Below are 12,685 nucleotides of genomic sequence, written 5' to 3' on the forward strand. Positions count from 1 at the left end.
GGGGGGGGGGGGGGGGGGGGGGGCGGGGGGGGGCCCCCGCACCCACCCGATGGTCACTCTGCCGTGATGGCGGACTGGGGCTTGCCGCCGGACTTCAGCTCGGCGAGGCGAGCCTCGACCTCGGTCAGCTCGCCGAGGTCTTCCAGGCTCTCGAACTGTGCATCCAGCGACGATGCGGCGATCTCGGCCTTGCCGGCCGCAAGGGCCTCCTGGCGGCGGATCTTGTCCTCGAAGCGGCCGAGCTCGCTGGTGGGGTCGAGCACGTTGATCGACGAGACCGCGTCCTGCACCTTGGTCTGGGCCTCGGCGACCTTGGCGCGGGCGAGCAGCTCGCTGCGCTTGGTCTTGAGCTGCTCGAGCTTCTCCTTCATGCCATTGAGGCCGCTCTTGAGCTTGTCGACGATCTCGGTCTGGGCGGCGATCTGCGGCTCGGCCGCGCTGGCCTCGCGCTCGGCACCGATCTGGCGCTGCAGGGCGATCTTGGCCAGGCTGTCGAACTTGTCGGCGTCGGCGGAGTTGCCGGTGCCGCGCAGTTCGTCGGCCTTGCGGCTGGCGGCAAGAGCCTTGTTGCCCCAGTCGCTCGCGGCCTGCAGGTCTTCCTGGTGGTCGCGCTCGAGCAGACGCAGGTTGCCGATCGTCTCGGCGATCGCCGACTCGGCGTCGGCGATGTTGTTCGTGAAGTCGCGCACGAGCTGGTCGAGCATCTTCTGCGGGTCTTCTGCCGAGTCGATGAGCGAGTTGATGTTCGCGCGGACGAGAGTGGAGATGCGCCCGAAGATGGACTGCTTGGTCATGGGTGGTTCCTTTCTGAAGGATGGTCGAGGTCGGTGTGCGGTTCGAGGAAGTTCAGAAGCGGCCACCTCCTGAGCGACCGCTGCGGCCGCCGCCGGATCGGCCGAAGGACGAGCTGCGCGAGGAGCGGCTGCTGCCGCCGAAACCGGAGGTGCTGAAGCCTCCCCCTCCGCCAGTGCGCCACCCACCGCCGGACGATCCGCCGCCGGAGAGGAGGCCACCGATGATGCCGCCCAGAATGTCGCCGGCGAGGCCGGAGTCGCGTGAGCCGCCGTAGGGGTCTCCGCCCCAGCCGCCCGGGTTGTATGCGCGCACGTCGGACTGTGCTGCCGCAAACGCGTGCTGCGCCAGCGTGAGAGCGTTCTGCGCTTCACTCAGCGCGGTCGCGGCATTCTGATCGCGCAACGATGTGGCGTGTGCGATCGCCGCCTCGGCCTGCGACAGGCGGGTGCGGGCCGTGTCTCCCACGGTGCCGCGTCGGGTGTCGATGAACTCGCGCGCGGCGCGGATCTCCGAGTGCGCCTGGGCGAGCGTCTGGTCGAGCACCTGGCGTGCGCGCTGCGCGCGCTGGATCGTCTCGTTGCCCTGTGCAATGGCCGCATCGATCTGCGCGTCTGCGGTGGTCAGCGCCTCCAGCGTGCGCTGCGGACTGCGCGCGGGGCCGTTCAATGCTGTCTGCGCGGCCTGCAGCTGCGCACTGGTCGTCGCGACAGCCTGCGCGATGCTGCCCGTCTGGTCGGGCAACTGCGCCGCGGCGACCAGATCACCTTGCAACTCGGTGATCAGTTCGCGTGCCTGGCCCTCGAGCTGTTGCAGCTCACCGCCGAGATCCGTGATCGCCCGCACGAGCTGCGCCGACTGGGCGGTCGACTGCTCGGCGGTGCGGATCGCGAAGGCGGCCTCGGCGGTGCGTCCGGCCGCGAGGGCGGTACCGGCGGCCGCCAACGAGCGGTCGGCCAGCGCGGCGCGTTCGCGGGCCTGCGCGGGGTTGTCGGCGACGGGCGTGAGCGCGGCGGCGTCGTAGACTGCGGTGAGGGATGCCAGCGCGGCATCCGCCCCCTCCAGTACGTGCTGCACTGCGGCCCGCTCCCGAGTCACACGCTCCAGTTCTGGCCCGGCGTTCTCCTCCAGCTTGCGCAGGGCGTCGAAGGCGGCCGTCTGCGCATCGAGGGTGTCGTCGATCTCGTCGCACAGGGCGATGATGCGCAGATTCCAGGCGCGGCGGTCGAAGACCGTGTCTTCGACGGCGTCGTCGAGCTTCTGCTTGAGATCGAACGCCTCGGACATCTTCACCTTCGCGGCGTCGACTGCCTGCGTGAACTCGGCCGTGGCGGCCTCGCCGTACTGCGCGACCGCGAATCCGAGCTCTTCCCGGCTCGAGGTGATCGCATCGTCGGCCTGCACGAGTGCCGACCCCGCGGCCGTCGCGACCTGCTCGTCGGTCATCGTCGAGAACGGATCGTTCGGGTCGGGCGTCTCCGGCATCGCCCCACGGCGGCGGATCTCCGCCTCGCGCCGGCGCTTGCGCACCAGGCGCACGATCGCCCAGATGATGAGCGCCACGACGGCGAGGCCGGCCAGCAGCAACACGATGCGCAGCATGCCGGCGCCTCCGTCGCCCTGGATCTCGTCGGCGGCGAGGATGATCGCGCCGTCCCAGTCGTCCGCGCTGAGTAGCGGCTGCATCTTCTGCTCGACGTCGTCGAGCTTGGCGTCACTGAGGGGGCCGCCGATGCCGGCGGAGATGTAGTAGTTGCGCTCGTCGACCGCGATCGCCAGCAGGTACTGCTCGGGGCCGAGACCGTTCTGCTCGGCCGTCTGGTCAGCCCAGGCGGCGGCATCAGCCGGATCGGTGAAGCCGTCGACGAGCACGACGAAGAGGTCGGCGCTGGACTGCGCGGCCAGCTCGGTCAGCCGAGCTTCGACAGCCTGCTCTTCGCTGGACGACAGTGCGCCGACGGCGTCAGTGACAAAGCCGTCTTCCAACGGCGGAGGGGCGGTGGCCGAGGCAGCGGTGGCCGAGACGGCACTGCCGATCACGGCGAGCAACAACGCGATCAACGCCAGTCGCCAAGTGGTCATCCTGGTCTGTGCGACCGGTCGTGGTGCCCCCATGTCACGAGTCTATGCACACGGGCCGACACGCGACAGCACGCAGGGCCCGATCGCCGTTCGCCCGTAGCGGAGGCGCATACCCTGGAAGGCATGGACGACAGATACGGTGCGGATGTGCTCGCCGCCGGATGGCGTGAGAAAGGCTTCGCCACGGCGACCGAGGTGCCCGCTGCGAAGGATCTCGTCGTCGAGGTCGCGCAGGACGGCTACTGCGGTGCGATCACGCGGGTGGAAGCCGGGATGGTCGAACTCGAGGACTGGAAAGGTCGGCGGCGCAGTTTCCCCTTGGGCGGCGGGTTCATGATCGACGGCAAGCCGGTGCGCCTGGTTCCGGCTGTCGCGAAGCCGGCGGGACGCGCGCGTACGGCATCCGGTTCTTTCGCGGTGGCCGACGATCGCGCCCGCACCGCCCTGCCCAGCCGGATCCTCGTCGAGGGCAGGCACGATGCCGAGCTGGTCGAGAAGGTCTGGGGAGCCGATCTGCGCGTCGAAGGCGTCGTGGTCGAGTACCTGCAGGGCATCGACCTTCTCGATGACCTGCTGCGGCAGGCGCCGCCGAGCCGCACCCGCCGCTACGGTGTGCTCGTCGACCACCTCGTCCCCGGTTCGAAGGAATCCCGCATCGCCGAGCAGATTCTGCGCGGCCCGCACGGCGCGCATCTGAAGATCGTGGGGCATCCGTATGTCGACGTGTGGCAGTGCGTGACCCCGGCGGCGCTGGGGATCCGCGCCTGGCCGGAGATCCCGCGGGGCATCGAGTGGAAGGTCGGGATCTGCCGCGCGTTCGGCTGGCCGTCCGAGACGCAGGCCGACATCGCACACGCGTGGAAGCGCATCCTCTCCCGCGTGACCACGTACCGTGACCTCGAGCCTTCGCTGCTCGGTCGGGTCGAAGAACTCATCGACTTCGTCACTGAACCGCCCCTGGCTCCCTGAGTCTGTCGAAGTGGGCCTGAGCCGCCTCCGTTGGGTCCCTGAGCCTGTCGAAGGGTCCCTGAGCCGCCTCGGATGGGTCCCTGAGCCTGTCGAAGGGCGCACCGCCCACGGCGGTACCCTGGAGGGATGCCAGAACCCCGTACTTTCCGCGACGAGCCGGTCTCGTTCGTGCGCCGCAGCGGCCGCATGTCAGAGGCTCAGGAGCGGGCGTTCGACGAACTCGCCCCGTTCTATCTGCTTGAGGTGCCACGGGCGATCGCGTCGACCTCGGTGCACACGGATGCCCGTCTTGACCCGGCGGCGACGTACGGCCGGACTGCTCCGCTGATCGTCGAGATCGGCTCAGGTCAGGGGCACGCGATCGTGTCGGCAGCATCCGCTCGCCCCGAGGATGACTTCCTCGCAGTCGAGGTGTTCCGCGCCGGTCTTGCCCGCACGATGCTCGACGCCGACAAGGCGGGCGCTCGTAACCTGCGTCTGGCTGAGGCCAACGCACCCGAGGTGCTCTCGCCGTTCCTGCCCGCGGGCGCCGCGGCCGAGGTGTGGATCTTCTTCCCCGACCCCTGGCACAAGAAGCGCCACACCAAGCGCCGTCTGGTGCGGACGGGATTCCCCCAGACGGCGGCGAGCGCACTCGCCGACGGCGGGCTGCTGCGCCTGGCCACCGACTGGGAGGACTACGCGCTGCAGATGCGCGAGGTGCTTGACGAGGCGCCCGAGTTCGAGCGTGCGTTCGAGGGGGAGTGGGCCGAGCGGTTCGAGGGGCGAGTGATGACCGCCTTCGAGCGCAAGGGCATCGCGAAGGGCCGCGACATCCGCGACCTCACGTACCGCCGGGTCGCGCGCTCATGACACTCGCCGCCTGGCAGCGGCTCGGCCCCGCCGTGCTGGTCTGTCTGGCGGCGCCGGCATTCTTCGTCTTCGGGTGGAACCTGCTCGGCTGGGGTCTGCTCATCGCCGGCATCCTGGCGGCGGCTCTGCTCGAACGCCGCGCGATACGGGCATCCGCACCGTCACTCACCCGCGACCTGTCTCTCATCGCGCTCGGCCTGCTCATCGTGCACGCCATCCCGCTCGCCGCCGAACTCGACAACCTCGCGATGCTGCGGTTCACCCTGGCACTCGGCGGCGCCGTGCTGGTGCCGTATCTCGTCTCGCGATTCGTGTTCGGTGACCGGGCGATCCGTTTTCCGTGGCGTACGGGGCGACGCTGGAGCAGGTGGCAGTGGACCTGGCTGATCGCCGTGCTCGTGCTCGGCTGGCTGATCCTGCCGTTCTACTTCATCACCAGCGGGGTGTACCAGAACTGGCCGGTGGTCGACACCCCCGACCTCATCGCGCGTCTGTTCGTGGGCGTCGGAGCGGTGGGCATCTGGGATGAGCTGTTCTTCATCTGCACGGTCTTCGCCCTGCTGCGTCGGCATTTCCCCGCGACAGTCGCGAACCTGCTGCAGGCGATCGTGTTCGTCTCGTTTCTGTGGGAGCTCGGCTACCGCGAATGGGGGCCGCTGCTGACGATCCCGTTCGCGCTGCTGCAGGGCTTCATCTTCTTGCGCACCCACTCGCTGGCGTACGTCGTCACGGTGCATCTGCTGTTCGATGCCGTGGTGTTCGCGGTGCTCGTGCATGCGCACAACCCCGGCATGCTGCCGGTCTTCCTCGTCTGAACCGCGGCTACTCGGCGAGGGCGCGCGTCGACGGCGCCTCGAAGTCGAAGTAGACGGTCCATGCGCCATCCGTCTCGGGCGAGGGATAGATCTCGAGTGCGGCTCGGGTGAAGTCGCCGTCGTACTCGCCGTCCAGGTAGTAGTCGCGTGCGCCCCAGTACGCCTCGCCTGATGGGGCTGCCGGGTCGAAGTCGTCGACCAGCAGCTCGTACCCGGATGCCGCAAGCGCAGCGCCGAGCGCGTCGATCTGTTCCTGTGTTGCGGGATCCACCATGATGCCGGCGAAGGCGTCACCGTCGGCGTCGCCGGTCCAGATGTCACCGCAGTCGGCGCTCAGCTGTGCACCGGTGAGTTCTGCGACGGGAAAATCATCGACCAGCACCCACGGGATGGTGCCGGGCACGCCGCACGCGGGAAGCTCTTGCCAGTCGCCGGTCGGCACGATGGTCATGCCGGGCGATGTCGCTGTGGCTGCGGGGATCTGCGCGTACAGACAGCCGCTCAGGGCGACGCTGGCGGCGGCAAGGCCCGACACGGCGAACAAGCGGCGGCGGGGCGAGCGAGGCATGCTCACACGCTAGCGCCGGGGGCGTGTGGGGACGCGGAGGCGACGACGGGCTGTCGCAGGATCGTGCGCCGCTTCTCGGGCGCGCCCTTACGGGGATCGCTGAAATAGATCTCGTGGTGGCGCCCGGTCATGCGGTGTCCGCCCGCCGGGATGATCTCGTCGTGCAGCCGCGCGAGCACAGCGGCTTCGTCGTCGAAGGCACCGCGGTGGAGGGTCTGCACACACAGGCCCTCCGCGAGGGTCTCGAGGCGCACCTCGTCCAGGCGGGACGGCGCCTTCTTTGCGGCTACTGCTGCCACGGCGTCGGCGAACATCTCGGCGTCGATCCAGTCGGGCTGCATGATCATCAGCGTCCAGCTCCACTGGGACTTGTCGCGGGCGCTGGTGAACATCGCCGGGTCGTCCGCCCACCACAGCCCCTCCAGCGGCATCACGACGTAGTCGCGGTCACGTGTCGTGCGGCTCGCGAACTTCAGCGTGTACGCCAGTGGGTACAGCGCTTCGACGGCGGCGGTGAACTCGGGGGCCGCATTGGGGTCGCCCGCACCGTCGATCATCAGGTACTGCAGGGGAGGAACCTCGAGCACCCGGAACTCGCCGACCTCCGCGTGATACGCGTCGATCGTCATCTTGAAATCCGTCTTCTCCACGCGCTCATCCTGGAGCCGCGGCGGCACCGACGGCAAGCGACCCGGGCGAGCAGATCGGCGGCGCGGCGCCGAGAGGGCCCCACAGGTGAGAAGCTTGAAGGATGCACACTTCGGCCGACCTGCCCCTCACGGAGGCGGAGATCCAGGGGATCCGTCAGGACTTCCCGATCCTGCAGCAGCAGGTGCACGGGCATCCGCTGGTCTACCTCGATTCGGGCGCGACCTCGCAACGGCCGCTTGCGGTGCTCGATGCCGAGCGTGCGTTCGCGTCCACGCTGAACGCCGCCGTGCACCGTGGCGCGCACACCCTGGCCGCTGAGGCCACGGTGCTGTTCGAAGACGCCCGCGCGGCGCTCGCCGGTTTCATCGGCGCCGAGGAAGACGAGGTCGTCTGGACTTCCAATGCCACCGAGGCCGTCAATCTCGTCGCCTACGCCATCTCGAATGCGTCGATGGGGCGTGGGGGAGAGGCCGCTGCCGGACTGCGGATCGGCCCCGGTGACGAGATCGTCACCACGGAGATGGAGCATCACGCCAACCTCGTGCCGTGGCAGGAACTCGCCGCCCGCACCGGCGCGACGCTGCGGGTGATCCCACTCGACGACGACGGTGCGCTGCGGCTGGATGCGGCCGCCGAGCTCATCGGTCCGCGTACGCGGCTGGTCGCCGTCACCCACGTCTCCAATGTTCTCGGCGTCATCAACCCGGTCGCCGAGGTGATCGCGCTGGCCCGCGCGGCCGGTGCCCTGGTGCTGCTGGATGCCTGCCAGTCGGCGCCGCACCTGCCGCTGGACGTGAAGGCGCTGGACGTCGACTTCGCGGTGCTCTCCGGCCACAAGATGCTCGGGCCCACCGGCATCGGTGCCCTGTACGGCCGTCGCGACCTGCTCGAGATCATGCCGCCGTTCCTCACCGGGGGATCCATGATCACGACGGTCACGACCACCGGGGCGGAGTATCTGCCGCCGCCGCAGCGTTTCGAGGCCGGCACGCAGCGGGTCTCGCAGGCCGTCGCGCTGGCGGAGGCGGTGCGGTACCTCGAGAACGTCGGGATGCCGCGGATCGCCGCGCACGAGGCCGAGCTCGGCGCGCGTCTGGTGGCGGGGCTGGGCGCGATCGACGGCGTGCGTGTGCTGGGTGGCGGCATCGACCTGCCTCGGGTGGGGCTCGCCAGCGTCGATGTCGCCGGCATCCATGCCCACGATGTCGGACAGTTCCTCGACGACGCCGGTATCGCCGTGCGGGTGGGGCATCACTGCGCACAGCCGCTGCATCGTCGCCTGGGCGTGACGGCCTCGACCAGGGCCAGCACCTATCTGTACACGACGCGTGATGAGGTGGATGCCGTGATCGACGGCGTCGCCCGCACCATCGACTTCTTCCGGAGGGCATGATGACCTCGTCAGATCTGCAGGGTCTCTATCAGGAGCTCATCCTCGACCACTCGCGCTCCCCGCACGGCTACGGCCTGCGCGGTGAGGTCGCGGCTCAGTCGCATCAGGTGAACCCCACCTGCGGCGACGAGATCACGCTGCAGGTGCACCGCGCCGCCGACGGCACGCTCGAGGCGGTCACGTGGGAAGGGCACGGCTGCGCCATCTCGCAGGCGTCGGCGTCGCTTTTCGCCGAGCTCGTGGAGGGGATGCCGTTGTCGGAGGTCGAGCGGCGGATCGCTGTGTTCCGGGAGGCGATGCGCTCTCGGGGCAAGATCGAACCCGACCCCGAGCTCTTGGGCGATGCCGCGGCCCTCGGCGGGGTGTCGAAATACGTGGCGCGCGTGAAGTGCGCGATGCTCGCCTGGGTGGCGGCAGAAGACGCGCTGCGCAAGCTCGATTCCTGATCGGCGTCGTCGCGAACGAGGTGTTCGGTGCGAACTGGGCAAGAATTGGTTCGTGAACCGATTCTTGATCTCTCGCCGCACCATGCTCGCCGGAGCGGGTGTGGGCCTGTTGAGTCTCAGCCTGACCGGGTGCGCCTTCGGTGAGTCCGCGGGGCAGGGTGCGCCGGCGGGGAGTGAGGCCGAGGAGGAGCGGGTGGGGCGTCGTCTGGGGGCGGAGTGGTACAACCACGAACTCACCGTCATGTCGTGGCCGACCGCCCGCATCTGGGGTGAGGACACGCCGTACGTCCGAGAGGACATCGCCAGAGTCGCGCGCGCCATCGCGCAGTTCGAACCTGTGGTGATGCTGGTCTCACCCGGCGAAGAGGCGGACGCCGAGTACGCCCTCGGCAAGAACGTCGAGATCCTCTCGATCGCCGTCGATGACCTGTGGGCGCGCGACACGGTGCCGGTGTTCGTCGAGACAGCCGAGGGTCTCGAGGGCGTCGACTTCAACTTCAACGGCTGGGGCGACAAGCAGCAGCACGACAACGACGCGGGCGTCGGCGCCGCCGTGCTGCGCGAGCTTGAGATTCCTCGCCGGAAGGCGAACCTCGTGGGGGAGGGAGGCTCGCTCGAGACCGATGGGCTCGGAACGCTGTTCGTGACCGAGAGCTCGATGGTCAACGACAACCGCAACCCTGGCCTGTCGCGCGACGAGGTCGAGGCGCGCCTGATCGATCTGCTCGGCATGAAGAAGGTGGTCTGGTTCGACGGCGTCTACGGAGAAGACATCACCGACGCGCACATCGACTCCCTCGTGCGGTTCACCGCACCGGGTGTGGTGTTGCTGGATGTCCCCGGCCCCGGAGCGCCGGATGACGTGTGGGCCCAGTCGAGCGAGAACGCCCGTCAGGTGCTCAGCGAGGCGACGGATGCTCGCGGAGAGGCCTTCGAGGTGATCGAGCTGCCGCAGCCGGACTTCTCGCTCATCCGCGGTACGGGCGACGATTTCCTCGCCTCCTATGTGAACTTCTACATCGCCAACGACGCGGTCTTCCTGCCGCAGTTCGGCGACCGCAAGGCCGACCGGCGTGCGCAAGACATCCTCGCGGAGCAGTATCCTGACCGCGAGATCGTGCCGCTCGCAATCGACACGATCGCCTCGGGTGGTGGCGGCATCCACTGCGCCACGCACGACCTCCCCGGCGAACCTGACGAGAGCTGAGCACACGAGTGACCGACGACACCGAGCCTGTCGAGCCCGCATCCGCCGTCGCGTCCCGCGCGCCCTGGCCCACCTGGGCGAAGGCCGCGATCGTCGCCGCTCTCGTGGTGTCGCTGATCGCCGCGGTCGCGGTCTGGTCGCAACTCAGCGGCACGGCTGGGGGCGCACAGCGCCTGCAGACCGCACCGGAGGCGCCCGCCGACCGGGTCGACATCACGGCCACCGTCGTGCGGGTGGATGCGGCAGCCGGAGAGCTCATACTCCGACTGCAGGTGACCCCGCGCGGCACACTCACCAGCGAGGGCGGGCTCTCGCCCGTCGAGGACCTCGAGATCCTCACCTCGGCCGCCATGAGGACCGATCCGTTCTTCCCCGCGCGGGAGCGCATCGGCACCGTCGACGTGCCGGTCGCGCTGGCCAGCGGCGGCATCACCGCCTATCCCTTCGACCGCTACACCACGACACTGGAGTTCACGGCGCGGATGGGTGGCAGCTCCGTGCCGGTGAACGTCACCTTCTCACATCGGGATGCGCTGTTCGCAGCCACTGCCGACGCCTACACCGAAGCGGGCGCCGGGGTCGTGGAACTCCAGCTCGGTCGCTCGGCCGGCGTCTTGACGTTCGCGCTCTTCATGATCGTGGCCATGTGGGCGCTGGCGATCTCGGTCGCCGCCGCCGCGTGGTTCCTCTTCACGCGCCGCCGCGGCCTCGTCTGGCCGGCCCTGGGGTGGATGGCGGCCTCGCTGTTCGCGATCGCGGCGTTCCGCAATGCGGCGCCAGGAGCCCCTCCGATCGGATCGCTGATCGACTACCTCGCGTTCTTCTGGGCCGAGGCGATCATCGCGGTCTGCGTGTTCGTGACCGCGATCAGCGGCATCCGTCAGGAAGTCGTCGCCGAGCGCCAGACGGATGCCCCGCAGCCCTGATCACGAGGGGTGCCGGTGCACGGGGGCGGGCCACCTGAATGATAGGCTCGTACGGTTCGCCTCCGTAGCTCAGCGGATAGAGCGCCGGTTTCCGGTACCGAAGGTCGCAGGTTCGATTCCTGTCGGGGGCACGAACGACAAGGCCGCCCATCGGGCGGCCTTTCTCGTATCTGCGTTCAGCGCGCGGGTTCCAGCTCGGTCTCGCCGGCCTCGGTGACGCCGGCCCCCTGCATGGCCTGCAGAGCCGCGGCGACGTGCTCGGCCAGGTACCGGTGTCCCTCGGTGGAGGGGTGCTTTCGACCGACCTCCACATCGATCAGCTGCAGATAGTTCGCCTCGGTGATCCAGTCCTCCTGCACGGGCGAGATGTACCACCAGCCACGGGCGCCGGCGAGTGCCTGCAGGTCGCGGTCGATGCGCGCGGTTGCAGCGGCGACGGGCAGCTCGTGCGGAGCGGGCCCGAGCACGACGATCGGCACCTCCGGGTAGAGGGCGGTGAGGTCGTCCCAGGCCGCGTTGACGGCATCCGCGTAGCCGGCCGCCGGTTCCCGCCGGTCGTTGATCGACCCCTGGATGATCACCAGATCCGGGTCGATGGAGGCATCCAGCGCCGAGATGCGCTCCCCGAAGGCCGGGCCGTCCAGACCGGGCTTGAGGTAGCCGCTCCCGCGCACCCCGCGCACGACGGTTTCGCCGTCGATGAGGTCGGCGAGCACGTAGGCATAGCCGAGCGTGGGCACGGAGGCCGCCGAGCCGTAGGTCCACGAGTCGCCGAAGACCAAGACGCGGGGATGCTCGGGAAGGATCAGGGCCGCAGGCACCACCGCGTCACCGGCGGCGGCGATCGGGGCGGTCTCGACGACGGGCATCCACGGGCGCCAGGCGCCGACCACGACACCGCCGACGACCGCGATCGCGGCGACACCCAGCAGCACGCTGCGCAGCCGGGGGCGTCGACGTCGCGAGGTCATGCAACGAGAGTAGGCGACGGGGTGCGGATTGTGAATTTCCGACGCGCCAGAGACAAGACGCCCCTCCGCCGCCGGAGCGGGGAGGGGCGTCTCGTGGGGGATCGTGGTCACTTGCTGGTGCCCTGCGTCACCGAGCCCTGCAACTGACGCTGGAAGAAGACGTAGACGACCAGCACCGGGGCGATCGTGATGATCACCGCGGCGAACAGCGCGCCGAAGTCGACTTCGTAACCGGCTGCCGACGCGAACGCCGCCATACCCTGCGAGAGCACGTACTGTGCCTGATCCGTGTTCAACGCCACCGGCAGCAGGAACTGGTTCCACAGGCCGAGGAAGTTGAGGATCGCGACGGCCGCCAGGCCAGGCTTGGCCATCGGCAGCATCACCTGGAAGAAGGTGCGCCACTCGCTCGCACCGTCGATGTACGCGGCCTCCTGGATCTCGTACGGCAAGGACTTGAAGAACGAGAACAGGAAGAACACCGTGAACGGCAGGGCGAACGCCACGTACGTGAGGATCAGACCCGGGAGGGTGTTCAGCAGCCCCATGCTCTGCAGGATGAAGAACAGAGGCACGATGGCGAGGAACACCGGGAAGGTGAGTCCGGCGAGCATCAGGTAGTAGATGGCCCGGCTGCCCGGCAGGTTGAACCGTGCCAGCACATACGCGCACATGGCACCGAGCAGCATCACCAGCACGAGCGACACGCTCACCACGATGATCGTGTTCAGGAACATCTGCCCGAAGTTGTACTTCGACCACGCGTTGACGTAGTTGTCGAGGTTCCATTCCTCCGGGAGCGAGAACGGCGACGCGAAGATCTCACGGGTCGTCTTGAACGAGGTGAACAGCGTCCACAGCATCGGCAGGATGACGATGATCGACCAGATGCCGAGCACAACGTGCGAGACGCCGCCCACGACCTTGTCACCGGTGGTCATCTTCTTCTTGCGCAGCACCGCGTTGTCCTTGCGGGCCTTCTTCGGGTCGATGGTGACCATGGCCGAGGTCTT

13 protein-coding genes and 1 tRNA gene are annotated in these 12,685 nt (G+C 68.8%); 8 read left to right on the plus strand and 6 right to left on the minus strand.

All coding sequences use genetic code 11. From position 1 onward, the window contains the following. Window positions 1-53 precede the first annotated feature (53 nt). On the minus strand, window positions 54-794 hold the full coding sequence (locus WDU93_RS08395; protein ID WP_337319490.1) for a PspA/IM30 family protein: 741 nt from the start codon (window positions 792-794) through the stop codon (window positions 54-56). 52 nt (window positions 795-846) lie between these two features. Further along, window positions 847-2,907, minus strand: a complete 2,061-nt coding sequence (locus WDU93_RS08400; RefSeq protein ID WP_337319492.1) for a TPM domain-containing protein — start codon at window positions 2,905-2,907, stop codon at window positions 847-849. Window positions 2,908-2,997: 90 nt separating this feature from the next. Between WDU93_RS08400 and WDU93_RS08405 the strand changes: the two genes are divergently transcribed. The 3 genes from WDU93_RS08405 to WDU93_RS08415 all read left to right on the plus strand — a co-directional run bounded on the left by WDU93_RS08405 (window position 2,998) and on the right by WDU93_RS08415 (window position 5,510). Further along, the gene (locus tag WDU93_RS08405) at window positions 2,998-3,843 is read left to right on the plus strand and encodes a DUF3097 domain-containing protein (RefSeq protein ID WP_337319493.1); all 846 of its coding nucleotides are present in this window, start codon (window positions 2,998-3,000) and stop codon (window positions 3,841-3,843) included. A gap of 126 nt (window positions 3,844-3,969) precedes the next feature. After that, window positions 3,970-4,695 carry a tRNA (guanosine(46)-N7)-methyltransferase TrmB gene (gene trmB / locus WDU93_RS08410; protein ID WP_337319495.1) on the plus strand — a complete coding sequence of 242 codons (726 nt, stop codon included), beginning with the start codon at window positions 3,970-3,972 and terminating at the stop codon, window positions 4,693-4,695. Beyond that, on the plus strand, window positions 4,692-5,510 hold the full coding sequence (locus WDU93_RS08415; protein ID WP_337319498.1) for a CPBP family intramembrane glutamic endopeptidase: 819 nt from the start codon (window positions 4,692-4,694) through the stop codon (window positions 5,508-5,510). Before trmB ends, WDU93_RS08415 begins: the two co-directional genes overlap by 4 nt. A gap of 7 nt (window positions 5,511-5,517) precedes the next feature. On the opposite strand, the gene WDU93_RS08420 is transcribed toward WDU93_RS08415, so the two are convergent. Then, entirely contained in the window at window positions 5,518-6,078 is a 561-nt protein-coding gene (locus tag WDU93_RS08420) for a hypothetical protein (RefSeq protein WP_337319499.1), read from the minus strand. 2 nt (window positions 6,079-6,080) lie between these two features. Continuing rightward, the gene (locus WDU93_RS08425) at window positions 6,081-6,728 is read right to left on the minus strand and encodes a GyrI-like domain-containing protein (RefSeq protein ID WP_337319501.1); all 648 of its coding nucleotides are present in this window, start codon (window positions 6,726-6,728) and stop codon (window positions 6,081-6,083) included. 101 nt (window positions 6,729-6,829) lie between these two features. Here WDU93_RS08425 and WDU93_RS08430 point away from each other — a divergent pair, with 101 nt between their 5' ends. The 5 genes from WDU93_RS08430 (at window position 6,830) to WDU93_RS08450 (ending at window position 10,832) form a co-directional block, all read left to right on the plus strand. Further along, window positions 6,830-8,122 (plus strand): aminotransferase class V-fold PLP-dependent enzyme, encoded by a 1,293-nt coding sequence (locus WDU93_RS08430; protein ID WP_337319503.1) that lies wholly within the window; start codon window positions 6,830-6,832, stop codon window positions 8,120-8,122. Beyond that, on the plus strand, window positions 8,122-8,568 hold the full coding sequence (sufU, locus tag WDU93_RS08435) for a Fe-S cluster assembly sulfur transfer protein SufU (RefSeq protein WP_337319505.1): 447 nt from the start codon (window positions 8,122-8,124) through the stop codon (window positions 8,566-8,568). Before WDU93_RS08430 ends, sufU begins: the two co-directional genes overlap by 1 nt. 52 nt (window positions 8,569-8,620) lie before the next feature. Continuing rightward, a complete protein-coding gene (locus WDU93_RS08440) occupies window positions 8,621-9,775 on the plus strand; it encodes an agmatine deiminase family protein (RefSeq protein WP_337319507.1) in 1,155 nt (384 codons plus the stop codon). A gap of 8 nt (window positions 9,776-9,783) precedes the next feature. Next, entirely contained in the window at window positions 9,784-10,701 is a 918-nt protein-coding gene (locus WDU93_RS08445; RefSeq protein ID WP_337319509.1) for a DUF4436 family protein, read from the plus strand. Between the two features lie 58 nt (window positions 10,702-10,759). Beyond that, window positions 10,760-10,832: transfer RNA gene (locus WDU93_RS08450), tRNA-Arg, on the plus strand. A gap of 45 nt (window positions 10,833-10,877) precedes the next feature. Here the strand turns inward: WDU93_RS08450 and WDU93_RS08455 are convergent. Both WDU93_RS08455 and WDU93_RS08460 read right to left on the minus strand, forming a co-directional pair. After that, window positions 10,878-11,672, minus strand: coding sequence for an SGNH/GDSL hydrolase family protein (locus tag WDU93_RS08455; protein ID WP_337319511.1), 795 nt, complete (start codon window positions 11,670-11,672; stop codon window positions 10,878-10,880). Between the two features lie 107 nt (window positions 11,673-11,779). Continuing rightward, window positions 11,780-12,613, minus strand: coding sequence for a carbohydrate ABC transporter permease (locus tag WDU93_RS08460; protein ID WP_337319837.1), 834 nt, complete (start codon window positions 12,611-12,613; stop codon window positions 11,780-11,782). Between the last annotated feature and the right edge of the window lie 72 nt (window positions 12,614-12,685).

This window comes from Microbacterium istanbulense, assembly GCF_037204145.1.
Taxonomy (GTDB): Bacteria; Actinomycetota; Actinomycetes; order Actinomycetales; family Microbacteriaceae; genus Microbacterium; species Microbacterium istanbulense.